This is a genomic window from Rhizobium sp. NLR10b (assembly GCF_019685435.1).
Lineage (GTDB): Bacteria > Pseudomonadota > Alphaproteobacteria > Rhizobiales > Rhizobiaceae > Rhizobium.
On the sequence record NZ_JABDWV010000027.1, the window covers coordinates 1 to 23,205 of the forward strand.

General features: G+C 60.0%; 24 protein-coding genes and 2 pseudogenes. 6 read left to right on the forward strand and 20 right to left on the reverse strand.

From position 1 onward, the window contains the following. Nucleotides 1–229: 229 nt before the first annotated feature. From HJB91_RS29015 to HJB91_RS29035, 5 genes are read right to left on the reverse strand one after another with little or no spacing between them, the layout of a single operon-like run. Nucleotides 230–1,387 carry a glutathionylspermidine synthase family protein gene (locus tag HJB91_RS29015; RefSeq protein WP_210631941.1) on the reverse strand — a complete coding sequence of 386 codons (1,158 nt, stop codon included), beginning with the start codon at nt 1,385–1,387 and terminating at the stop codon, nt 230–232. Nucleotide 1,388: 1 nt separating this feature from the next. Continuing rightward, nucleotides 1,389–1,985 (reverse strand): DUF1190 domain-containing protein, encoded by a 597-nt coding sequence (locus HJB91_RS29020; RefSeq protein WP_210631940.1) that lies wholly within the window; start codon nt 1,983–1,985, stop codon nt 1,389–1,391. An 11-nt stretch (nt 1,986–1,996) separates the two neighbouring features. Continuing rightward, nucleotides 1,997–2,398 (reverse strand): DUF350 domain-containing protein, encoded by a 402-nt coding sequence (locus HJB91_RS29025; protein ID WP_210631939.1) that lies wholly within the window; start codon nt 2,396–2,398, stop codon nt 1,997–1,999. A 33-nt stretch (nt 2,399–2,431) separates the two neighbouring features. After that, nucleotides 2,432–3,091: a YjfK family protein gene (locus HJB91_RS29030; RefSeq protein WP_210631938.1), complete on the reverse strand. Its 660-nt coding sequence runs from the start codon at nt 3,089–3,091 to the stop codon at nt 2,432–2,434. Then, nucleotides 3,088–4,143 (reverse strand): ion channel, encoded by a 1,056-nt coding sequence (locus HJB91_RS29035; RefSeq protein WP_210631937.1) that lies wholly within the window; start codon nt 4,141–4,143, stop codon nt 3,088–3,090. The genes HJB91_RS29030 and HJB91_RS29035 overlap by 4 nt, the downstream gene beginning before the upstream one ends. A gap of 104 nt (nt 4,144–4,247) precedes the next feature. Here HJB91_RS29035 and HJB91_RS29040 point away from each other — a divergent pair, with 104 nt between their 5' ends. From HJB91_RS29040 to HJB91_RS29050, 3 genes are all read left to right on the forward strand, one after another. Further along, on the forward strand, nt 4,248–4,694 hold the full coding sequence (locus HJB91_RS29040; RefSeq protein ID WP_210631936.1) for a YjfI family protein: 447 nt from the start codon (nt 4,248–4,250) through the stop codon (nt 4,692–4,694). Further along, entirely contained in the window at nt 4,691–5,425 is a 735-nt protein-coding gene (locus HJB91_RS29045) for a PspA/IM30 family protein (RefSeq protein ID WP_210631935.1), read from the forward strand. Before HJB91_RS29040 ends, HJB91_RS29045 begins: the two co-directional genes overlap by 4 nt. A gap of 341 nt (nt 5,426–5,766) precedes the next feature. Further along, a complete protein-coding gene (locus HJB91_RS29050; RefSeq protein ID WP_221156719.1) occupies nt 5,767–6,429 on the forward strand; it encodes a metal-binding protein ZinT in 663 nt (220 codons plus the stop codon). Here HJB91_RS29050 and HJB91_RS29055 read toward each other — a convergent pair whose 3' ends face one another. From HJB91_RS29055 to HJB91_RS29105, 11 genes and pseudogenes are all read right to left on the reverse strand, one after another. Next, the gene (locus tag HJB91_RS29055) at nt 6,430–7,155 is read right to left on the reverse strand and encodes an amino acid ABC transporter ATP-binding protein (protein ID WP_210631934.1); all 726 of its coding nucleotides are present in this window, start codon (nt 7,153–7,155) and stop codon (nt 6,430–6,432) included. Continuing rightward, entirely contained in the window at nt 7,133–7,792 is a 660-nt protein-coding gene (locus HJB91_RS29060) for an amino acid ABC transporter permease (protein ID WP_184456575.1), read from the reverse strand. The genes HJB91_RS29055 and HJB91_RS29060 overlap by 23 nt, the downstream gene beginning before the upstream one ends. Continuing rightward, nucleotides 7,789–8,460 (reverse strand): amino acid ABC transporter permease, encoded by a 672-nt coding sequence (locus tag HJB91_RS29065; RefSeq protein WP_221156721.1) that lies wholly within the window; start codon nt 8,458–8,460, stop codon nt 7,789–7,791. The genes HJB91_RS29060 and HJB91_RS29065 overlap by 4 nt, the downstream gene beginning before the upstream one ends. 76 nt (nt 8,461–8,536) lie before the next feature. Then, on the reverse strand, nt 8,537–9,322 hold the full coding sequence (locus tag HJB91_RS29070) for a transporter substrate-binding domain-containing protein (protein ID WP_221156723.1): 786 nt from the start codon (nt 9,320–9,322) through the stop codon (nt 8,537–8,539). Between the two features lie 4 nt (nt 9,323–9,326). After that, the gene (locus tag HJB91_RS29075; RefSeq protein WP_210631930.1) at nt 9,327–10,076 is read right to left on the reverse strand and encodes a GntR family transcriptional regulator; all 750 of its coding nucleotides are present in this window, start codon (nt 10,074–10,076) and stop codon (nt 9,327–9,329) included. 315 nt (nt 10,077–10,391) lie between these two features. Beyond that, the gene (locus HJB91_RS29080) at nt 10,392–11,162 is read right to left on the reverse strand and encodes an amino acid ABC transporter ATP-binding protein (RefSeq protein ID WP_221156726.1); all 771 of its coding nucleotides are present in this window, start codon (nt 11,160–11,162) and stop codon (nt 10,392–10,394) included. Between the two features lie 12 nt (nt 11,163–11,174). After that, nucleotides 11,175–11,834 carry an amino acid ABC transporter permease gene (locus HJB91_RS29085; RefSeq protein ID WP_085781604.1) on the reverse strand — a complete coding sequence of 220 codons (660 nt, stop codon included), beginning with the start codon at nt 11,832–11,834 and terminating at the stop codon, nt 11,175–11,177. Nucleotides 11,835–11,839: 5 nt separating this feature from the next. Beyond that, nucleotides 11,840–12,502, reverse strand: a complete 663-nt coding sequence (locus tag HJB91_RS29090) for an amino acid ABC transporter permease (RefSeq protein ID WP_221124574.1) — start codon at nt 12,500–12,502, stop codon at nt 11,840–11,842. A gap of 162 nt (nt 12,503–12,664) precedes the next feature. Further along, nucleotides 12,665–13,504 (reverse strand): transporter substrate-binding domain-containing protein, encoded by an 840-nt coding sequence (locus tag HJB91_RS29095; RefSeq protein WP_210631927.1) that lies wholly within the window; start codon nt 13,502–13,504, stop codon nt 12,665–12,667. A 357-nt stretch (nt 13,505–13,861) separates the two neighbouring features. Next, nucleotides 13,862–16,046, reverse strand: a pseudogene (locus HJB91_RS29100) (DUF1217 domain-containing protein). Between the two features lie 209 nt (nt 16,047–16,255). Then, entirely contained in the window at nt 16,256–16,903 is a 648-nt protein-coding gene (locus HJB91_RS29105; RefSeq protein WP_210631925.1) for a TetR/AcrR family transcriptional regulator, read from the reverse strand. Between the two features lie 162 nt (nt 16,904–17,065). Here HJB91_RS29105 and HJB91_RS29110 point away from each other — a divergent pair. Continuing rightward, nucleotides 17,066–17,930 (forward strand): annotated as a pseudogene (locus HJB91_RS29110) (EF-hand domain-containing protein). Further along, nucleotides 17,878–18,126 (forward strand): hypothetical protein, encoded by a 249-nt coding sequence (locus HJB91_RS29115; RefSeq protein WP_405047693.1) that lies wholly within the window; start codon nt 17,878–17,880, stop codon nt 18,124–18,126. Before HJB91_RS29110 ends, HJB91_RS29115 begins: the two are co-directional and overlap by 53 nt. 105 nt (nt 18,127–18,231) lie before the next feature. Here the strand turns inward: HJB91_RS29115 and HJB91_RS29120 are convergent, their stop codons facing one another. Then, entirely contained in the window at nt 18,232–18,645 is a 414-nt protein-coding gene (locus HJB91_RS29120; protein ID WP_210631923.1) for a type II toxin-antitoxin system VapC family toxin, read from the reverse strand. Beyond that, the gene (locus HJB91_RS29125) at nt 18,642–18,890 is read right to left on the reverse strand and encodes a type II toxin-antitoxin system VapB family antitoxin (RefSeq protein ID WP_210631922.1); all 249 of its coding nucleotides are present in this window, start codon (nt 18,888–18,890) and stop codon (nt 18,642–18,644) included. Before HJB91_RS29125 ends, HJB91_RS29120 begins: the two co-directional genes overlap by 4 nt. 237 nt (nt 18,891–19,127) lie before the next feature. Between HJB91_RS29125 and HJB91_RS29130 the strand changes: the two genes are divergently transcribed. Continuing rightward, on the forward strand, nt 19,128–20,945 hold the full coding sequence (locus HJB91_RS29130; RefSeq protein ID WP_221156728.1) for a methyl-accepting chemotaxis protein: 1,818 nt from the start codon (nt 19,128–19,130) through the stop codon (nt 20,943–20,945). A 44-nt stretch (nt 20,946–20,989) separates the two neighbouring features. Here the strand turns inward: HJB91_RS29130 and doeB are convergent, their stop codons facing one another. Together doeB and doeA are read right to left on the reverse strand one after the other, a co-directional pair. Beyond that, nucleotides 20,990–21,997: a N(2)-acetyl-L-2,4-diaminobutanoate deacetylase DoeB gene (doeB, locus tag HJB91_RS29135; protein ID WP_210631920.1), complete on the reverse strand. Its 1,008-nt coding sequence runs from the start codon at nt 21,995–21,997 to the stop codon at nt 20,990–20,992. Nucleotides 21,998–22,004: 7 nt separating this feature from the next. Further along, nucleotides 22,005–23,186 (reverse strand): ectoine hydrolase DoeA, encoded by a 1,182-nt coding sequence (gene doeA / locus HJB91_RS29140; RefSeq protein WP_210631919.1) that lies wholly within the window; start codon nt 23,184–23,186, stop codon nt 22,005–22,007. Nucleotides 23,187–23,205: the final 19 nt, after the last annotated feature.

Consider the following 23,205-nt stretch of genomic DNA (forward strand, 5'->3'; position numbering starts at 1 on the left):
CGGAGGTGATTGCCAAACGACAGAAGGCGCTGGCGCGGATGGAGGCTGCGGAATGAATGGTGAGGGACATAGTCTCAAAGCTAAAGCCGAAGGGGTGCGTCCTACCCGCCCCCGCTCCTCCCTGCAACCCGGCCCAGCCGGTCGGATCGGGGGCTGATCTCCCTGCCCTGTAGTAGCCTTTAAGCCCTTGTTGCATTTACATTAGAAGTCACACGGGAATTGTAGCGAATCATTCCATTATGACGTGTGGCACGAAACGTGATAGATTGGCCGTTATACGCGCGCGGTCTTCGCGAACGGCAAGACCGCAGGCGCGATCACCGGCAACCCAGCTGCCGAGCACAGCAAAGCCGTTATCGCTTTCGAAAAGCGGGGCATAGGCCTGGATAACGAAACCTTCCTCGCCGTAATCGCCCGGTGCGGAAAACGCTTCCCGCCCATCTCGAAAAATTGTGACGTTCTCGCCTTCTCGCGACAAGAGTGGTTTGCGCACGTAGTCGGTCAAGGTCGAAGCCGCCGGGTCGTCGGTGAAATAACTCGGCAGCAGGTTGGGGTGATTGGGGTGGCGCTGCCAGAGCAGCGGCAGAAGCCCCTTGTTGGAGAGCACGGCCTTCCAGGCGGGCTCGACGAAAACATCGCCCGAGCGGGCAAGTTCGCGCGCGAAAGGCTCGCGCAGCATGAATTCCCATGGGTAGAGTTTGAAGCAGCGGTCGATCACCCGATCCTTGAGGTCGGTGTAGCGGCCCTGCGCATCGATGCCGATCTCCCGAATGTCCAGAAGCTCGACGCGATGGCCGGCCTGCACCGCACAATCCATGAGGTAGACCGTCGTGCCGCGATCCTCCTCATTGTCGGTTATCGCGGCGAAATGGAAGATGGGCTCCTTGGGAAATTGATCGAACGCCTCGACAAGACTTTCCTGCAGGAAATTATACTGGTCCGCATCTTTGGGCAGAACACCCAAAGCGATCTGATCGGTCAGCCAGTTGAACTGGAAATAGGCCGTCTCGAACACCGAGGTCGGGGTATCGGCGTTGTATTCGAGTAGCTTGGCCGGGCCATTGCCATCATAAGCAAGATCGAAACGGCCGTAGAGGTGCCGGTCGCGGCGCTGCCAGGACCGCTGCACAACATCACGCAGGTCCGCCGGAATGGCCAGCCTGTCGAGCGCCTCTTCGCTGCTGACGATCTCGCCGACCAGATCCATGCACATATCGTGCAGTTCCTGGCTCGGCTGTTCGATCTGCTTCTCGATCTCCTCGAGCGTGAACGTATAGGCGGCATCGTCGAGCCAGTAGGGCTCGCCATACATGACGTGAAATCCGAAGCCGACGGCCTGCGCCTTGTCACGCCAGTCAGGACGCGGCGGGAGGGTGATGCGTTTCATGTCATCCGCCGAAACTAAAGGACGAACGGCCGCCGAAGCCTTGCCGGGCAACGGTGCGGGTATTGACGTTGACCGGCTTGACACTCTGGCGCGCGGGCACAGTCACGCTGTCGCCACCCGAGCGAACGGTGGTTGTGACCGTCTGCCCCGAGCGGTTGCGATAAATCGGCGTCGAGCCATAATAGGAGCCATTCGCCTCCTGGCGCCGGCGATAGTCGTAATAGTCGCCGATATTGTTGAGTGCCGAAGACAGCATGTAGCCCGCCAGGAACGGCACGAAGAAGCTGCCGCCTCCGCCGGTATTGTTGTTGGTGACGGTATTGGCCGGCTGTTCGGTGCACTGGCCCTTGCCGTATTCGGCCTCGCAGGCGGCCATGCCGTTGAAACGCGGCGCGGTGGCGAGATGGGCGCGCATCGCATCCTGATAGCTGGCTTGGCAGACCTGCCGGTCCATGCCCGCAGCCACGCATTGGTCGACGGACGTGAACATTATATCCGAAGGGGCCTCCTCGCCGCACCCGGACAGCGCCAGTGTCGAGGCGGCGATGGTGCCAAGGGCCAGCAAAGGTCGCCTGTGCCCGCTCATACGTCTGCGCATTTTTCCCTCCCTCAATAGGTCATGCAGGCAGCGTTGAGCAGACCGATGACGAGCGCTATTCCGCCGCCCCACAGGCCCGCCGCGATATCACCGGCAGTGATTTTTTCATGCAGGTCCTTCATGGTGAAGTTCGCGATGTAGAAAGCAAGGATCTGCGCCAGAGTGCCTATCACCGCCCATATGATGTAATCGATGACGCTGACGGAATTGGCTGCGGCGGAAGCCAGAGGCAAGCTGAAACCGACAAGCGCGCCTAAGAACGCGGTGACGGCAGCAAGATTGCCCGCCCGGATCAGTTGGACCTCCTGTTGCGGCGTCAACCAGGTGTAGATCACCGCGAAAACGCCGTAGGCGGCGAGCCCGATGGCGAAATAACCAAGGAAAGCAGGCAGGCCCGCCACGTAGTCGAGCATCGAAAAAGTCCTCCGTTGAAATTGATAGGTCCCTCAGACGCGACGAACGTCGGCCGGAGCCAATCCATAACCGATCAGAAATTCCACCGAGCTGCCCGCCTGGCTCTGCCCAAAATCGAGGTCGCGCTCGACATTGATCAGTAGCATTTCGCGCGTCGAGCCAAGCGGGCGGTAATACAGCATGCAGGTCTGATGGATGGAGCGCTGCGTTTCACCATCGCTGACCTTTTCAACAAATTCCACCAATTGCGCCCGTTCCGGACCGTCGCCCCAGAACCGGTTATAGAGGATCCCGTCAGCATCATAGGATGGCTGGCCGATCAGGCCGCCCGGCCCGGTCCAGCGGTTCCATTCGCTCTGGCCGACGGGCACGACGCTGTCCCAAGGCTGATAAAAGCTGATGTCGTCGATCGCCTCACCCGGCTTACCCGACGCCGACATCACCTGAATCATCCGGTTTTCTTCATCGTAGTAGCGCGACAGAACCGTCGCGGCGTCGAGCGAGACCTCACCGTAGCCGGCAATGATGAACGGCCCGCTTCGCGGCAGCGGCATGGCAGGCTCGCCGCCCAAAGCATCGGCTTCGAGCGAGAGGAAATCGATCTCGAGCGCCCCGCCGATGGCCGCACTCAAGGGGCCGAGTTCTTCGGGTAAGGCCCCCTCGCTCTTGTTTCCGCCGAACCAGCCGATCATGTCACGTCTCCCATTCGAGCCCAGGCTATGGCAGCGGGATCTAGCCGAATTTCGCTGATGTAGTAAAGCGTCTCGCCGCCCCGCATCAGCGTCTCGTCCCGGCAATTAAGGTCCGTTACGCCGTGGCTCAGCATGCCGACGAGCGTCACATGGTGCCGACGCTTGAGGCTTAAAAACATGTCGCCATAGGAGAGCGGTGCGTGCAAGGCCGGCACCGCCAGGGAAAAGGCCGTGTCGGTGGAGGCAGCCGACAACAGCCGTGCGGCGATTTCCGAAGAACCCGGATCACGTGCGGAACGCGACAGAAGCTCCTCGGCGAGGGAACCCACCGCCTCGACACGCGGCCGACGCTGCTTGACCATCTGTGCTGTGCGGTCGTCGGCGAAATAGGCGACGATATGGGCATTGGGCGCATGATCCTCGGCGATCAGCACCGCGGCCAGCGTTTCATCGTCATTTGCGCCGCGGGCGATGACTGCCCGCGCCTGGGCCACTCCGGCCCGCAACAAAGCGTCGGCATCGGCAAGCCGTTCCGTGCGGACGTAGTCGGCATAATTGCTGGCGGGATTTTCCGGCAGATCCTTGGCGACCAGAACCGTCATCGGTTCGTTGGCATGCCGTTCGGAGTGCAGCAGCCGTAACGTCTGGTATGTCTGCCCCTCTTGCCATCCCAAAACGACGATATGACCGGTGCGTTCGCTGTAATCACCCAATCCGCGCATGCGATTTCTCCAAATCGTACCGATCGCTGTCAACAACTTGCCAAGAACAGCGGTAAAGATGGCGATGCCACCGGGCAGAACGACCAGGACGGTAATGATCCGGCCGAGGCCCGATTTTGGGGAAAGATCGCCATAACCGACAGTCGTTGCCGTAATCATGTAATAGTAAAGAAAGTCGACCGGGTTGCCGACGAGATCGCCTTCCCCGGCCAGCATAAAGAGCAAATAGGAAGTAACCAGATGCACAACGAGGATAACAAGAAGGGCTGACCACGCCAATTCGCCGAGCGACAGATATACACGCCGCAGTAATGAAGCGATAAATGGCAAGCGATTCGCCCCCGTTGCTGACCCCTACCCTACCGAAATTTATTTCGCGCGCTAGACCTTTAAGTTGTAAACCGATTACCCAGATATTTGCGACGCTCTAACCGATGGAGGACTTTTTGGAGACCTGGAGCCTTACCACTTTAACGCGCCTGTTCGCAGCCGACCCGGAAGCGCTGGGCGATGTGGATGTAGCCGTGCCGGAACATGGGGACGTTATCTGCGTAACTCTCAAGGAAAGAGGCGATCTCGACGTCTTCGTCGCGGTGAGCGGAGAGCGCGATATTCTTGTCAGCGTTGTCCTGGTGCCATGCAAGGACGTGCCCAAGCGGGAGGCCTTCGAACGGATGGTTCTCAAGACGCACAAGTTCGTGCCGCTGTCGAGCTTCGGCATCACCACGATTGACGGTGAGGAATGGTACGAATTGTTCGGCTCGCTGTCGGCACGTTCGTCGGCCGAAACCGTGGTCGAGGAAGTCGCCATTCTGGCTGCCAATGCGGTCGACGCCGCACACATGATTGAAGAATGGAAAAGCGGGGAGATTGCAGCGTGAGCACCTGGGGAAAGATTTTCACCGCCATTCGCGGCGGCATTAACGAGGCAGCGGAAGCGGCCGCCGACAGCCAGTCGATGCGCATTCTCGACCAGGAAATCCGCGATGCCGAACAGTCGCTGCGCCGGGCGCGATCCGATCTGGCCGGTATCATGGCGTCGAACAAGAGCGTCATGCGCCGGCTTGAAGAAAACCGCGCGAAGGAAGCCAAGGACACCGACAGCGCCCGCGCGGCGATCTCAGCGGGCCGCACGGATCTGGCGCAGGGTCTCGCTCAGCGCATTGCCAACATTCGCGCCGAAACGCAGCGAGACCAGGAAGAGCTCGACCGGCTGCTGCCCCGCCAGCAGCAGATGCTGCGCACGATCCAGGAAACCGAATCGCGGATCGCTCAGATGAAACGCGAGGTGGAGAATGTCAAAGCCAACGAGTCGCTGCTGCGCGCTCAGTCGGCGATTGCCCATAACCAGTCGGGCATCAATACCCGTCTCGGCAGCGCCGTCCAAAGTCTCGAACGCATCAAGAAGCGCCAGGAAATGACGGCCGGGCGCATCGAGGCCGGCGCGGAACTGGCCGCGCTGGAAAACGGCAGCGATCTCGACCGTCAGCTGCGCGAGGCCGGCATTGGCGGTTCCCGTGAATCGGCGGACGACATCCTTGCACAGTTGATGGCACCAAAGCATTCGGCCGAGCCCGTCCTGCTCCCGCCGCCCGCTGGCAACAAGGACTGAGAATACCCGGAGCGGCCGCCCTGTCGGAGAGATCGAAGACAGAGCGGCCGCACGCCGAACTCTGACGTTGCAGCCGGCCAAGCCCGCGCTCGCCGACCGCGCCCATGACACCAGCACGATCCCGGGTTTCGGCATCGATGCGGGTTGAACCGGAGCTCTTGCAGCGACGGGCGCCTCCCGAATTCACTTGAATGTCATGCATTTGAATGGTCATCGAGGCGATGCGCATCGGCGATTTCCGCCTTGCGCTTGCCGTCAAAGCACGCTAATTGGCCACTGTTATGTTATTACATCACTGGACGGGCACAAGCCGTGCCGGCCAGTCAGAAGGGTTTCAGCGAATGAACAAGGCGATCACAACACTCAGCTACGCACTGGCTGTATCCGCCACATTGACTTTTGCAGGAATGGCAGGCGCTGAGACATCTTCGGGAAACAATCACAGCCACAGCCATTCCCACGATAAACAGGGGTCGGTGTATGATGGGTATTTCGACGACGATCAGGTAAAGGCGCGTGAACTGTCGGACTGGGAGGGCGACTGGCAGTCCGTCTACCCCTTTCTTGTCGACGGAACCTTGGATCCGGTGATGGCCGACAAGGCGAGACATGGCGATAAGAGCGCCGGAGAATATCGTGCCTACTACGACACGGGATACAAGACCGACGTCGACCGGATCGTCATCAACGGAAAGAAGGTTACCTTTTTCCGTGGCAAGGACTCCGTCAGCGGAGACTACGAGACGGATGGCCGCGAAATCCTCACCTATAAGAAGGGTAATCGAGGGGTTCGTTTCATCTTCAGGAAAAGCGCCGGCGACGACGCCGCACCGCAGTTCATTCAGTTCAGCGACCACCTCGTCGCCCCTGAGAAGGCGGATCACTACCATCTCTATTGGGGCAACGACCGTGCCGCACTACTGAACGAGGTCACCAACTGGCCGACCTATTACCCATCGAGCCTGAATGGGAAACAGATCGCCGAGGAGATGCTGAGCCACTGACTAGCTGACACCGAGAAAGTGCCTGAGCTCGGCAGTTTGCGGATCGGCGAAGACATCCTCCGGCCGACCGGCTTCATGGACACGGCCCTGATGCATGAAGACGACGCGGCTGCAGACGTCGCGGGCGAACCGCATCTCGTGCGTGACCATCAGCAGCGTCATTCCCTCGGCGGCAAGTTCGCGCACGACGGCCAGAACTTCGGCGACCAGTTCCGGATCGAGCGCCGATGTGATCTCGTCGCAAAGAAGGGCGGTCGGCTGCATGGCGAGCGCGCGGGCGATGGCGACGCGCTGCTGTTGTCCGCCCGAGAGCTCGTCCGGATAGGCATCGAACCTGTGGCCCAGACCTACCCGCTCCAGCATCCTGCGGGCGGTCGCTTCCGCTTCGGCCTTGGGTGTCTTTTTGACCACCGTCTGCGACAGCATGACGTTGCCGCCGGCAGTCAGATGCGGGAAAAGATTGAATTGCTGAAAGATCATGCCGACCTTCAGACGCAGCGCCTTCAGATGAACTTCGTCATCGAGAAGCTGTGCGCCGGCCACGGAGATGGAACCGTCGGTGATGGTCTCCAGGCCATTGATGCAGCGAAGCAGGGTCGATTTGCCCGAGCCGCTCTTGCCGATAATGGCAATGACCTCGCCAGGCTCGACATTCAGATTGATGCCTTTCAGCACCTCGTTGGATCCGTAGCTCTTGCGGACGTCAGTGATTTCGATGAGCGACATTGAGTTTTCTCTCCAGGATCTGGCTGCTTTTCGACAAGGGCCAGCAAAGGGCGAAATAGATGAGCGCCACGAGCCCATAGACGGTGAAGGGCTGGAAGGTGGCGTTGGTGACCACGGTGCCGGCCTTCGACAATTCGACGAAGCCGATGATCGAGGTCAGCGCCGTGCCCTTGATGATCTGAACGGAGAAACCGACGGTCGGCGGTATGGCGATCCTCAGCGCCTGTGGAAGAATGACGTAGCGCATCTGCTGCAGACGGCCCATGCCGAGGCTGGCGGAGGCTTCCCATTGCCCCTTCGCAACCGCTTCGACGCAGCCCCGCCAGATCTCGGTGAGAAAGGCGGCGCTCCATAGGATCAGCGCCAATCCCGCCGCAAGCCAGGCCGGCACGTCTATTCCGAAGAGGCCGAGACCGAAAAAGGCGATGAAGAGCTGCATCAGCAGCGGCGTACCCTGGAAGAGCTCGATATAATATTTCGCAAACGCCCGGCCGGCCTTGCGCCTGCTGATGCGCAGGAACAGCAGGCCCAGGCCGACCAGGCTGCCGCCGACGAACGAGACGAGCGAAAGGAGGATCGTCCAGCGGGTGGCAAGCAGCAGGTTGCGCAGAATGTCCCAGAGCGTGAACGTGATCATCGTGCTGCTCTCCTCGGGAAAATGAACCAGCCGATCAGGCCCAGCACCTGCCGGAGCTGGATCGCCAGCGCGAGATAGATTGATGTCGAGACGATGTAGGCCTCGAAGGCTCGAAAGGTTCGCGATTGTATGAAATTCGCGGCGAAGGTCAGATCCTCGGCGGCGATCTGCGATACGACCGCCGAGCCGAGCATGACGATGACCACTTGCGACGACAGCGCTGGCCAGATGCGCTGCAGCGACGGCACGAGAACGACATGGCGGAAAGTCTCGAAGCGCGTCATGGCGAGGCTCTCGCCTGCCTCGAACTGGCCTTTCGGCGTCGCCTGGATGCCGGCGCGGATAATCTCGCAGCTATAGGCGCCAAGGTTGACGACCATCGCAAGATTGGCGGCTGTCAATTCGGAAAGGTGGAGGCCGAGCGACGGCAGACCGAAGAAGATGAAGAAAAGCTGGATCAGGAACGGGGTGTTGCGGATCAGTTCCACATAGGCCGCAGCGACCGGCTTCAGCCAGACCGGGCCAAGCGCCCGCACCCAAGCGCAGACGATGCCGAGCGAAATGCCGAGCACACCACCGATCGCGATAAGCTCCAGGGTGATCAGCACACCCTTGATGATCTCGGGATAATACTGAAGCAGCCAGCCGAATTCGAAATGGTAGCTCAAGGAATGTCCCCTCTCGCGGTGACGGAGCGCATGTCATCCCGCGGCCGCAGGAGACATGCGCGAGACCCTGGTTTCCTTAAAGATCGGACGGCAGATCGGCACCGAGCCACTTCTGCGATATCGCATTCAAGCTGCCATCGGCTTTGGCGGCGGCGACAATGCCGTTCACCTTCTCCAGAAGCGCGGATTGTTCCTTGTTGAGGCCGATGTAGCAGGGCGAGTTCTTGATCAGAAACTTCAGCTCAGGGCGCTTGGGAGGGTTTTTGGCGAGGATCGCAGCCGCCACAACGTTGCCGGTAGCAATGATGTCGACCTGGCCGGAGAGGAACGCCGAGATGGTGCCGTTATTGTCCTCGTAACGCTTGATCGTCGCATCGGCCGGCGCGATCTTCGTCAGTTCGAGATCCTCCACGGCGCCGCGTGTGACGCCGATGCTCTTGCCCGCGAGATCTTCCGCCTTGGCGACCGAAAGATCGGCCGGACCGAACACGCCGTTGAAGAAGGGCGCGTAGGCGACCGAGAAATCGATCACCTTTTCGCGCTCCGCATTCTTGCCGAGGCTCGATATGACGAGATCGACCTTGTTCGTCTGCAGATAGGGGACGCGGTTGGCGCTCGTGACCGGCACAAGTTCGGCTTTGACGCCAAGCTTTTGGGCAATGAGATTGGCCATGTCGATATCGTAGCCCACCGGCGCCATATCGATGCCGACACTGCCGAAAGGCGGGAAATCCTGCGGGACTGCGACACGCAACGTACCGCGCGCCGTAATGTCGGCAAGAGCATCGGCGTGAGACGGCGAGTTGAAGCTGAAGGTCGCGGCGAGAGCCGCGATTGCGAAGAAGATCCGTCTGGTCAGCATGTGTTCATTGCTCCTTTGATGGTGTGATTTTTGGGTCTGACGGCTGGGAGATGGAGAACGCGGCCTTAGGCGGAAGCGACAGGGAATTGCGCAGATCCGAAAGCGGATCCGGACGCGCCGTGAGGTCGAGGCCCATCTCCACTTCATCAAGATGTTCGACGGAGAGCTCCGCGGCTCTGACGAAATCCCCTGCCTGCATGGCCTCGAAAATACGGCAGTGCCCCTCATGGGACTGCGCCGCATGAAATTCGGATTGATAGAGCATCGAAATGAGGATCGTCCTTGCGGTCAGGTCGCGCAGGATGTCGACGATGATCGTGTTGCCGCTCAATTCCGCAATGCGGATATGGAAATCGCCCATCAAATAGGTCAGGCGCTGGCGGTCGCCCGCCGCCATCGCGTTCCGCTCCGCGTTCAGATGGGCGTCGAGAGCCTTGCGTCCCTCCTCCGTCAGCACGCCCATGCTGCGCAGCAATCCGGCCTCGACGACACGCCTTGCATCATAGACGGCGATCGCATCCTCAGCGGAGGGCTCGACGACGAACCAGCCGCGCCGGGGGCTGACATGCACGATGCCGCGTGTCTCCAGACGCATCATGGCTTCACGGACGCGGGTTCGGGACACGCCGAAGAGCGCCGCCAGCTGATTTTCGCCAAGACGCGTGCCCGGCCGAATCTTGGCAGAAAGGATCCCGGAGACGATCGTTGCCTCAATGGATTTCTGCGTGGTCTCGGATGCGTGGCTATCTTGCATACAAGACAGGAAGCAAAGCTCGTGCCAAAATTTTGCGCCGAGGATTTCCAAGATGCCTGGGATGCTCCGAGCAAAATTTGCCCGCCAGGCATGCAGACTGACTGTAATTTATGCGGGGCTGCCCCTCCCCCGCATCGGCCTGTCACCGATGCCGGGGCAAGTTCATAGGCCCGACCGACTTGCCCCCGACCCTGCGGATCGGGACCGGGGCAACGCTTTGCCAGTCGTCGTCAATCGATCGTGCGCGCCAACACCTGCGGCGTCGAAGACAACCCTATCCCGCGTGACGGGGCAAACCCATCGCCGTCGCCGGTTTTAGTGGAAGCTCGAGGTTTTGAGAAATTCCGCCAACCGTTCGGTTTTCGGGCGCACGAACATTTCCTTCGGATCGCCCTCCTCGCAGATGACGCCCTGGTTCATGAAGATTACGCGCGACGAAACCTCGTAGGCGAAACGCATTTCATGGGTGACGAGCAGCATGGTCATGCCATCGGCAGCAAGCCCCTTGATCACCTGCAGGACTTCGCCCACCAATTCCGGATCGAGCGCGGAGGTCACTTCGTCGAACAGCATCAGCCGCGGCGACATGGCGATGGCGCGGGCAATCGCAACACGCTGCTGCTGGCCGCCGGAGAGCTGACCGGGATAATGGTTGGCGCGGGCGGCGAGGCCGACCCGGTCGAGCCATTTTTCGGCAATGATGCGGGCTTCCGGTTTCGTCATCTTCTTCACCTTGACGAGGCCGAGCATGACGTTTTCGGCAGCACTCATATGCGGGAAGAGATTGAACTGCTGAAAAGCCATGCCGGTCAGGGCGCGCTGACGGGCAATCTCCTTCTCGCTCTTGCGCCGGCGCGTCGCGCCGTCGACGTGATAGCCGATCTCCTCGCCGTCGAGGCGGATCGTGCCGCCCTGGAATTCCTCGAGCATGTTGACGCAGCGCAGCAAGGTGGTCTTGCCGGAGCCTGAGGAGCCGATGATGGAGATGACCTCGCCTTCCTGAACGGCGCAATCGACCCCCTTGAGAACTTCGTGGATACCGTAAGTCTTGCGCAGACCCTTGATGTCGAGAATGGTCTTGGCCATCGGAAAGTCTCCTCAGGACGGCAGGGCGGTCTTGCGCTCGACATATTTGCCGAAGTGCTCGATGCCGTAGTTGACGATGAAATAGAGACCGCCGGCCAGAAAATAGAACTGGAGGCTCATGAAATTGCGGGAGATGATCTCCTGCGTGCGCAGGAGAAGCTCGGCGACGCCGATGACGGAGAGCAGCGTCGAGGCCTTCACCATCTCGGCCGCCGTATTCACCCAGGCCGGCAGACACTGGCGCATGGCCTGCGGCCACAGCACCGAGGTGAAAGTCTGGGTAAAGGTCAGACCGATCGCCTTGGCCGCTTCGGTCTGGCCCTTCGGGATCGCCTGAAGCGCTCCGCGCACGATTTCGCCGACATGGGAAGAGCAGAAGACGGCAAGGGCGAGGACGCCGGCGGAGAACGGTCCGAGATCGAGACCGACCGCGGCGGAGACATAATAGCTTGCCAGTACGAGCACGAGCACCGGTGTGCCGCGGATGATATCCGTATAGGCACGCACGAGGAGACGTAAGACGATGCCGCCGTAAACCAGCGCCAGACCGACAAAAACACCGAGCACGGAGCCCGCGAGAATGGCCAGCAGCGAGATCGACACCGTCATGGCAATGCCGTTCATGATGACGTAGCGGGCGATCCAGAGTTGTTCGAGAAAGGTGTGAGACATCGGGACTATCTCGGCAGGGCCAGACGGCGCTCGACGAGGCGCATCAAGGCGGCGATGAGGAAACAGGTGGCGACATAGAGGGCTGATGTAACCATCCATGTTTCGATGACGCGGAAACTCTCGACATTGATCTTGCGGGCGGCAAAAGTCAGCTCGGGCACAGCGATGGCAGCGGCAAGCGAGGTGTCCTTGAAGAGCGAGATGATCGTCGAGGATAGCGACGGCAGAACGTTGCGCAGCATCAGCGGTGCGATGATCGAGCTGCGGATCTGCATTGCCGTCAGGCCGATGGCAAGGCCGGCTTCCGTCAACCCTCTCGGGATCGACAGCAGTCCGGCACGGAACACCTCGGCCAGATAGGCCCCGGAATAGAGCGAAAGAACCAGCACGAAGCTTTTCATCTTGTCGAGGCGCAAGCCCATCTGCGGCAGCGCGAAAAAGGCGAAAAGCACCAGAACGAGAATCGGCAGGTTGCGAATGACGGTGACATAGCCGCGCGCCGGCACGAGCGCGAAGCGGCTCCTCGACGTCAGCGCGAAAGCCATCACAAGACCGATTGCGGCCCCGATCAGGATCGAGATCGCGGCAAGGCCGAGGCTGAGGGCAAGTCCGCTTAAGAGAAAGTCGAAATTGCGCCAGACGGCAGCGAAGTTCAGTGTGTAACCCATGCGGGTCCTTTCAGACCAGAGCATGCCGCCGAGCCTGTGAGCGGGCCGGACGACGTCATCTCCAATCATTCGATCCAGAAGCGGACTGAGATCTTAGCCAGACCTAGACCGAGATCATCCTGTTCCAGCGGAGCGGGAGCAAGCTCCCGCCCCGCACCGCGGTCACTTGAATTCGACGGGGAAACCGATCTGCGGCGGCGCCAGATCCTTACCGAACCAGGTCTTGAAGGATTTGGCATAGAAGTCGAACTCGACACCGGTCATCGCTTCGTGAAGAGCGGTGTTGACGAAGTTCAGCCAATCCTGATCACCGCGCTTGACGGCGCAGGCATAGGTCTGTGGGTTCCAGCCGTAGCCGGCATCCTTGTAGCGGCCCTGGTTCTGCGTCATGTACCAGGCGAGCGACGACTGGTCCGTGGCGGCGGCATCGGCACGCCCCGACTCCAGCGCCTGATAGATCAGGTCGACGGATTCATACTGGTCGACGGTCGCCTCCGGCAATGCGGCGTGCACCATAGCTTCGGCGTATACGTTCTGGAGAACCGAGATGGTGACCGAGGAGCCGGCAGCCTTCAGAGCGGCATAATCAGCGTATTTTCCATCCGCCTTGAGCATCAGGCCGACGCCCTCACGATAATAGGGAATGGTGAAGGCGACCTGCTGGGCGCGTTCGCCCGTAACGGTCATGAACTGGCAGGTGATGTCGACCTTATCGGTGGTGATGTTCGGAATGCGGGCGTCCGACGACTGGTTGACAAATTCGATCTTATCCGGATCGCCGAACAGGGCCTTGGCGACGATGTGGCCCATGTCGACATCGAAGCCCTGAAGCTTGTCGTCCGCGCTCTTGAAGTGCCAGGGCGCATTGGTGCTGCCCGTGCCGAGCACGAGATGGCCGCGGGCCAGCACCTCGTCGAGCTTGCTGCCCTCGGCAAGCACAGGCGTCGACACCAGGGCGGCGACGGCCAGCGACATCAGGCCGGCGCGAAAGGAAATGATCATGGCGTTCCCCTTGTAGATGTTTCGATGATCCAATATACTGGACATGTGTCTATTTTATTGGATTTCAATATCAAGTGCCATCGGCGGTGAATTGTCAATGGGGCATGCCGAAAAAACGCGCAGCAGAGTGCTTGGCGGTTTTTTCGGCAGCGCAACATTTTGCGGTTGGTTTTCGGTTGCGCTTGCGGCGGCCCGATAGCTTCGGGCCGCGACATAGGAAGGGGAAGCCTTTCAGCCACGCAATAGGCGTTCATCGCCGCCAGGCCGGCGTGCAGCGCGAATATTCACAGGCCCTTGATGGGGTTTACCACACGGTCTCTTTTTGAAGGGGCGTTACCCGCCGGATAAGCGACTTTCTCAGCCGCCTTTCAACTGTGCCATCGCAAGCAGCGTATCGGCGCTGATCGTCGCCGAGCCGGTCAGGATGGAAAGCGCCGTCGACGTGGTGCCGGTGCCGTTCGCCATATCGTACATGGCGGTAAAGCGCTTGATCAGATCGTCGACCTTGTCCGGATCGGCGAGGTCCTTGATGTCGATGAAATTCTCGATCATCTCGGCCTGCTTGTCGACGTCCATATTCGAGACATAGCGGGACAGGTTAAAGCTCGTGGTGAAAAATTCGAACAGCGCGCTGTCGCCCAGAATGTCATAGGCACTCGAGATCTCCGGTGCCTTGCGTTCGAAATAGAGTGCAAGGCGCACGCCGGTGTTGCTGTCGCCCTGATCATCCTCGAGCGTCAGCCTGACATAGGCGTCGACCGTTTCCAAGACGTCGCCGCGCTGCTGCACCGTCCCGGTAGGATCAGCCGAGATATTGCCGTCCTGGTCAAAATTGAACGAGCCGACCAGTTCGGCGAAGCGGTTGTCTTCGAGCTTGTTGACGTAGCTGTCTTCGTCGTCGAGATCGGACGAAAACATCTTCTCCAGGTCGTCCGACGTGACGTCCTCCGGATCCAAGCCCTTCGCCTGAAGCGCAAAGGCAACCAGCCGGTCGTCAGCGAGAAACTCGCTGGCAGAGGTGATCGTCGCCATCTGGTCACGGAAATAGGTGATCTCCTCATCCGCGGCGTCGGTCGCCTCGGTCAGCTCGTCACCTTCGAAATATCGGATCTTGTTCTGCTTGTAATAGGCGGCATAGTCATCGACGACCGATTCCGACATCGCCTCCAGCGGGACGGTCACATCGCCTTCGCTGTCGAAGTTGAAGGCATTGCGAAACGCCTCGAACCGATCGTCCTTCAAGCTGTTGACATAGCTCTTCGGATCGCTGGGATCACTTTCGAGGATCTTCCGGACTTCGCTTTTCGAGACCTCGCCGGAGTCTATGCCAAATGCCCGCAGCGCCATCTCCCATAATTCAGGGAGATCGTCGTTGTCGTCATCGTCATCATCGCCGTTCGACACCAGGAAATCGTCGATCGAGGTGACGCTGGCAATGCGTGTCGTATAGTTGTCAACCGCATCTTCCGTGTCGGTATTGGCGATCAGCACCTGGTAGTTTTCATCGAAGGCCGCCGTGGTCGCGGCCGTCTGTTCCGACGTCTGGGCCGTGTCGCCGTCGGCAAGCGCGCCGTCCTCATCGAAATTGAAGGCGTCGTGCAGGTCGGACAAGCCGATCGCGTCGGCGGTGTCGGCGCTTTTCAGGGCCGCGGAGATGAAATTGTCAGTTTCGGTGTCGGAAAGACCGTAGGCTGTTCTGAGATAGGACACCAGCTTGTCGTCGCTCATTAATTGATCGACAGAGGTGATGTTTCCGATCTGAGCAGCGAAATAAGTATCATAAGCCTCCCCGGTCTCCGTAGAAGCGATCGTCGATGATCGCCACGGCATAAGCGCTTGTCACCAGCGATAGCTGGTCTTCCGACATCACCTCGCCGTCGACCGAGCCGTCCTGGCTGAAATTGAAGGCCTTTGCCAGGCTGACATAGACATCATCGTCGAGCTGATTGACGAAGCTGTCGGCATCGTCGAGATCGCTCGTCAGAACATCCTTGAGAAAGCTGGTCGATGTGTATTCGGTGCTGAGACCGAAAGCCGTCAGCACATAGTTCTTCAGCCGCGAGCTCGACAGCAACTCGCCGACGGATGTGATCGACGAGATATTCTCCTCGAAATAATCGGTCTCGTCCTCGATGTTCTCGGCCTCGGTGTCGAATGAGTCTTCGTAAGCATCAAGCAGATTGTCCCGCTGCGCATCCGATTGCGCCGTCTTCGTCTCGCCGGAGAATTTGAAGGCGGCGGCGAACTCGGCATAGCGGCCGTCGCTCAAGCTGTTAGCGAAGCTCGATGAATCGCTGAGGTCGCTCTCCAGCACCTTCTTCATGAAGGCCTTGGCGTAGGTCATGTCTTCGAGGCCGTAGGCCTTCATCGCATAGGAATAGAGCTTGTAATCGCTCATGAATTCATCGACGGTCGTGACCTTGCCGATGTTTTCCTTGTAATAGGCGCTGTCGCGAGCAACCGTGGCCTGAGACGCAACGCTGGAGAGACTGGCGTTCAGATTTCGCGCGACCGCGAGATAGCTTACATAGGTGGAAACCAACGTCCGTCCTCTTCATAGGCGCGTCAACGCGCGTGAAAGCCTGCCGGCAGCCACGGTGGAACTTTTCGTCTTTACGGGAATATCGTCGCCGGTCATGGCGAAGCACAGCCACCTGCATGTGGCCGAATCGACTTAATGGAACTCTATAGTTCTATAAATCATCCAATCGGGAATTGGAAGCTTGAAATCGAGGGATCTCCACCACCAGTTCAAGCGGCCCCGACACCGGCGGCGAAGATCGCGATGCAGCGGTGAAGATGGGCCAGCATCAGGGTCCGGTCCGGCCAGGCTTGCACGCGGCCTTCCGGAGGGCCCATGCCGCCAAAGATCATATCCATCAGCATGCGGGCGCCGCTCTCCGGATCATCCAGCGACAGCCTACCTTCCGACCGGCGATCGCTCAGCCAGTCGGCGAGATGCTGCCGGCTGGCGAGTATGCCTTCGCGCTGGAGAATGTCGATAAGCTCGGGGAACTGAGCCGCTTCGCGAAAGACAAGCTGTAGGAAGCCGGCGCGTTCCGCATCCGTATCCTCGTCCATGTCGATCATGAAGATACGCTCGAGACTCTCGGCGATCGAGATATCTTCGGCAGGCCTCGGCAGGTCGAGCATCAGGCGCCGATGCGCGCCGACCACGGCGGCAAACAGCTCTTCCTTGCTCTGAAACAGCTTGTAGAGCGTCTGCTTGGAGACACCCGCCTCCGAGGCGACGATCGCGGTCGTGCTTCCGGCATAACCGTATTTTACGAAAACGCGGCGGGCGACCTCGACGATATGCGTCCGCTTGTCTTCATCGCTGGAGACTTTAGGCCTGCCTCTTTTGCGCGGCTCATCTGCGGGGTCGTCGACGATATCCATGACGATCAGACCGCTTTGCCGACGCGCATGCCAACGATCGCGAGAAGCAGCCTGTTATTTCTGAGGGATGATTTTTTCGGTTGTGGCATTAGTAAATTCGATTTAGAGAACCCATAAGTTCTGTAATGCGTTGCATCCCCACCCTCAAGCGATGGAGCGCCTATGACGACCATTTCTGCCGCCACGTCAGTCTCTTCCCATTCCTATAGCAAGAGCTCGACATCCACATCCCAGGACATCCTATTCTGTAGTACGGTTTCGGCGAAAAAATCAACCACAAGCAGGCAGCTCGACGAAGACTCGTCCAGCAGCGCCGACAAACTGATGGCCGAGCTTGGTGACGCTGGCAATGAACCGTTTCGACCAGTCCGGCTCCACCGGCGAAGCCGACGGCGGCGCAGGCATGGACGTTGCCGATCTGGATACCGACGGCTATGTGAGCAAGGCCGAGTTCGTCGCGGCCCAGCCGTCCGATGTCAGCGAGGATCAGGCAGGAACGCTGTTCGACAGCTTCGACAGCGAAGGCGCAGGCTCGCTGTCGGTCGATGCACTCGCCGAGGCGATGTCCGCCCAGCGGTCGGAACGTCCCGATGGCGCGCCCCCGCCGCCGCTAGGCGACGATGATCAGCTGGCGTCCATGCTCGCCGATCTCGATACCGATGGCGACGGACTCGTCAGCAAGGCCGAATTCGTCGCAGGCCGTCCGTCCGATGTCAGCGAAAATCAGACAGGAACGCTGTTCGACAGCTTCGACAGCGAGGGCGCCGGTTCGCTGTCGGTCGACGCGGCAACCCAAGCCATGTCCGCCCAGCAGTCGGAGCGTCCCCAGGGGCCGCCGCCGTCCGAGGACGAAGACCAGTTCGCCTCCCTGCTTTCCGATCTCGATACGAATGGAGATGGGGTGGTGAGCCTCGACGAATTCATGGCCGGCAAGCCTGACGATGTCACCGAAAGCCAGGCGAGCCAGCTCTTCGATCTGCTCGACACCTCAGGCACCGGTTCATTGTCCACACAGTCCGCGGCCTGACGCCGGCAGGACCTGGGAAAACCGCGCGCAAATCATCGAAATCATGCATAGCGCGCGTGAGATGAGCCAGCAATTCCAGCATCTCTGGGATAAAAGCGGCGGAAGCGGCCGGCTCAGCCAAGACGACACGGACAGGCTGATCGAACTGCTGCGAGAGATCGGCAACCTCAACGACATGCTGATGCGATTGGCTTGAGTGGCGCCGTTGTCAATGTAAGTATTGCGACGATCGCGCCGTCTCTTGGCAAATTACAAAACTGGTCGGCTTGGCTTCAGGTTCGTGGCTGCGGTGCTTCTCAGATCAAAACTCCCACGGGGAAATCAATTCAAGGTTCGTGGTCACGAAATCGCTCAGGTTTCGCGTCGCGAGCCGACCGCCATTAACCCTCGCAATAGCTGCGATCATGCCATCCGGCGCTGACATGCCGCGCCCCTGATGAGCTGCGGTCCCCATGATCTCGCCATAGGCAAGAGCGGCTTCTTCGGTCAGGCCAAAAATCCGGTCCGCGAAGCGGCGCCGCCAGTCGGAAAGTCCCTGTTCGAGGCGCTCGGCTCGTTGGTCCGGCCGGATCTTCTGGATACCGAAAGCGATCTCGGCAATCGTCACCGTGGGCAGTGCCAGTTCAGCATCATGACGAACCAGCCATGCGATTACCGCTTCATCAGGCGATTTTCTCAACGTCTCCGAGACGACGTTGGTATCGAGAAAAATCAAAGCTCGATGCCTTTATGCGCCTGCCGGTCTTCTTTCAGGACGGCCTCGAGGTCAATATCCGTCCCACTTTGCTGCGAGAGCCTGTTGTAGAAGGACGATGCCGGCTCACGGCCGGCCTCGCGTATTTCATAGGATTCCAGCGCCCGCTCGACGATATCGGCTATCGAGCGGTTTTCGCGGCGGGCGAGTCGATGAGCAAGGTCACGCGCCCTTGCACTTCGTACGGAAAGCTGGGGTTCGGCCATGTTAATTTCCTTTACGACAGATATAGCGCGCTCCAGATGCGCCATCAAGATGGCAATTGATGGCTTGATACCTAGAAGGGTTTCGCGGATCACCCCAATTTTGGGCAGTCTGGGAAGATCTTTTGGAGCCTCCCACATTCTAAAGAATTAACCATATCTCAGCGTTCTTGAGAAATAATGGCATGTGTAAATCAGGCATCTCGAAGAAGAGAAGCCCAAAGTTATTTGGAGAGAGTCTTGGCATTTACCATTGCGCGCAGCCTGGTGGCGTTTGGCATCGCCGTTTCAGCCGGTCTTTTCATGTCGATTGGATTGCAGCAATCGGCGCTTGAAAGGCTGAAAGTCAACGGCCCGGTTTACGAGCAGGTGGTCTACGGCAAGGATCTCATCGCCGATATATTGCCGCCGCCGCTCTTCGTGGTCGAGTCCTATATGCTCTCCTTCGAGGCGAGCAAATTCCCCGAACTCACCGAAACCAATCTGGCGAAGATCGCCAATCTGAAAGCCGCTTACGACGGCCGTCGCGCCTATTGGAAAACCACCAGGCTGCCGCAGGCTTTGAAGGACGAGCTTGAAAACGATGTGCTGACGAAGGGCGATGCATTCTGGGACGTGATGAACCGCGAGATCATCCCGGCCCTGAAAGCAAAGGATGAAGACAGGGCCCACGGCGCGATCGAGCAATTGCGCGTCGCCTTCCATGCGCACCAGGATGCTGTAGAGAAGCTCGTCGCCAATTCCGACGCTTTCCTGAAGGGCGAGGAAAAGAACGCAGCTTCGGAAATCGTGACCTGGACGATCTGTGCGGGCGCTGCCGGCTTCGGCTCCTTCACTCTGCTGCTGGCGGGGCTCTATCTCCTGCGCCGCCGGGCAATCGTGCCGCTCGACGGCATGAAGGCCTATATGCGCAACCTTGCCGAGGGCGATTTTTCAACCGAAGTTCCCTATGCGAACCGTTCAGACGAGATCGGCGCCATGTCCAAGGCAGTCGCGGTCTTCCGTCGCAATGCGCTGGAACGCCAGGACGCGCAAAAGCGCGAAGCGGCCCTTCGCGATGCCGAATTCGAACGCGAGCGCAGCCAAATGGCCGAGAAGGCGGCCGAGGAGCGGACACGCGAAACAGTTATCAACGAGTTGACATATGGCCTGGACCAGCTGTCGCACGGCAATCTTGATTGCCGTATCACGACATCCTTTGCCGCCGCCTATGAGAGCTTGCGCGCCAAGTTCAACGACAGCATGAACGCGCTTTCCGCCTCAATTGCGGAGGTCGCCCAGACCTCCAGGCAGGTCGGCAGCTCCTCCGCCGGCATCACGGATGCCGCCGACAGCCTTGCATTACGCACCGAACAGCAGGCAGCGATGCTTGAAGAGGCTACGAGTGCGCTCGGCGAAATGAACGCCAAGGCCAAGGATGCTTCGAACCATGCCGGCAAGGCGACCGGCATGATGGCCGAGACGCGCAGCAGCGCCGAACATTCGGCGGCCATCGTTCGCGATGCGATCGCCGCCATGCAGAAGATCGAAGGTTCGTCCGCCCAGATCGGCGAGATCGTCAACGTCATCGACGAGATCGCCTTCCAGACCAATCTTCTGGCGCTCAACGCCGGCGTCGAAGCCGCCCGCGCCGGCGAGGCCGGCAAAGGCTTCGCCGTTGTGGCGCAGGAAGTGCGCGAGCTCGCTCTTCGATCAGCCAACGCCGCCAAGGAGATCAGATCTCTGATTTCCACGTCATCGTCTCAGGTTTCCACCGGCGTGGAGCTTGTCAACCGCACCGGCAGGGCGCTTACGGAAATCGAAGGTCAGGTCGAGCAGGTCGCCGGCCTGATCGCCCGCATCATTTCGGTTTCCTCCGAGCAGGCGGTGGCGATCGGGGAAATCAACGCCTCCGTCAACGCGCTCGATGAGGTCACGCAGCACAACGCCGCCATGGCCGCGGAAACGGTCTCAGCCTGCCGCGCGCTCGGCAGCCAGACGCAGACGCTGGAAGGAATTGTCGGTCGCTTCCAAACCAATGCGGCAGCTGCCGGGTCAAGAGCGCGCAAGGCGGCTTGACACAGATCGAGGGGTGACATTCATCTCACACGCCCGCCGTCATTTCAGTTCGTCACAATCGCCACGACCCCAACGCAGTCGCCTGATTTGACCAGCCCCGGGAAATGCCGCGCACAGAGAATGCCGTCCATGGCGGCACGGATCTCGCGCGGCGCCTCACCCGTCCTCCCGGTCGGATAGATGCGGGCGATGACAGCATCCTTGGCGACCGCTTCGCCGAGGTCGATGGCGGGTTCGATCAACCCGCCCTGTTCCGCGAAGGAGAAACAGCGGCCGTCCGGCATATCAAGCCAGGTCGTTGGCCCGGTATCGACGGCACCGGCGACGATACCGGCATGCCGCAGCACGTTGATCGTGCCGCGTTTTGCGATCGCCGCTGTTCTGGCCGTGGCAGTACCTCCACCGCCGAGTTCGGTCGTGATGAAGATCTTGCCCATCTCCTCGGCCGCCGTGTCGTACATGCCGACCGCATCGATCTCCAGCATCTTCATCGAATAGGGTGCGGCAAAGGCTGTCACGAAATCGAAAGCCTGCGCCTCCTGTTGTTTGTTCGGCAGGATGTGCGCTGCGCAGAACGGGAGAAAATCGAGCGTCTTGCCGCCGGAGTGGAAGTCGAGCACGAGATCCGCCATCGGCAGAAGCACACGCTGGAAATAATCGGCGATCTTTTCGGTCACCGTACCGTCCGGACGACCCGGGAAGCTGCGGTTCATGTTGCCTCTGTCGATCGGCGAGGTCCGGGTTCCCGCAAGGAATGCCGGGTAATTCATTGCCGGCACGATGATGACAGCGCCGCTCACCTCCTCTGCCTGCAGCGAACGGGCGAGATCGAAGAGCGCGATCGGCCCCTCGTACTCGTCGCCGTGATTGCCGCCGGTCAGGAGCGCCGTCGGTCCCTTGCCGTTCCTGATGACCGTTATCGGAACCATCACCGAGCCCCAAGCGGAATCGTCGCGACTGTAGGGCAGCCTCAGGAAACCGTGCTGGACGCCCTCGGCGGCGAAATCCACCGTCGCGCTGATCGGCGACGGCCGCAAGCCAGTCTCTGTCATGACAGCCTCAATCCTTGACCATCAGCTTGCGCGGAACGCTGGCGAGGCATTCGACACCGCTCTCGGTGATGAGGATGCTCTCCGTCGTCTCGAAACCCATGTCCTCGAGCCAGAGGCCGGTCATGAAATGGAAGGTCATGCCGGGCTTCAACTCCGTCCGGTCGCCCGGCCGCAGGCTCATGGTGCGCTCGCCCCAGTCCGGCGGATAGGAAAGCCCGATCGGGTAACCCGTGCGGTTGTCCTTGACGATCCCGTATTTCTTCAGCACCGTGAAGAAGGCATTGGCGATATCCTCGCAGCGATTGCCGGGTCTGGCGACCGCAAGACCGGCTTCCATGCCTTCCAGGGTCGCTTTTTCGGCGTCGAGAAAGGCCTGCGTCGGCTTGCCGAGGAAGACAGTGCGCGACAGCGGCAGATGATAGCGGTTGTAGCAGCCGGCAATCTCGAAGAAGGTGCCCTCCCCCTTCTTCAACGGCCGATCATCCCAGGTCAGATGCGGTGCGGATGCTTCGACGCCGGACGGGAGCAGCGGCACGATGGCCGGATAGTCGCCGCCGATGCCGTCGACGCCGCGCGTGCCGGCATCATAGATTTCCGCCACCAGATCGCACTTGCGCATGCCGACTTCGATCTTGTCGAAGATGCGGGCGTGCATGGCTTCCACGATCCGGGCCGCATTGCGCATGTACTTGATTTCGGTCTCGCTCTTGACCGCGCGCTGCCAGTTGACCAGCGCGGTCGCGTCGACGAAGCGCGCATTCGGCAGATGCCTCTGCAGCGCGGCGAAGGCGGCGGCCGAAAACCAGTAATTGTCCATCTCGACGCCGATCGTCAGCTTGGCAAAGCCGCGCTCCGTCAGGATGCCGGAGAGGTAATCCATTGGATGACGCTCGGTGGATTGCACGTAGTGATCGGGATAGCCGACGATATTGTCGTGCGTGAGATAGGCGGTGAGCTTGGCACCATTGGCGTCCTGGCCGCGGCCGAACCAGATCGGCTCACCCTGCGGCGGCACGATCACCGCCTGGTGCACGTAGAAGGACCAACCGTCATAGCCGGTCAACCAGGCCATGTTCGAGGGATCGCTGACAACAAGCAGGTCCACACCCTTCGCTTCCATGGCACGCCGTGTTTTTTCCAGCCGCGCGGCATATTCGCCGAGCGAAAACTTCAGATTGGGCTGGGTCATGTTTCTTCCCTTCTTTTCC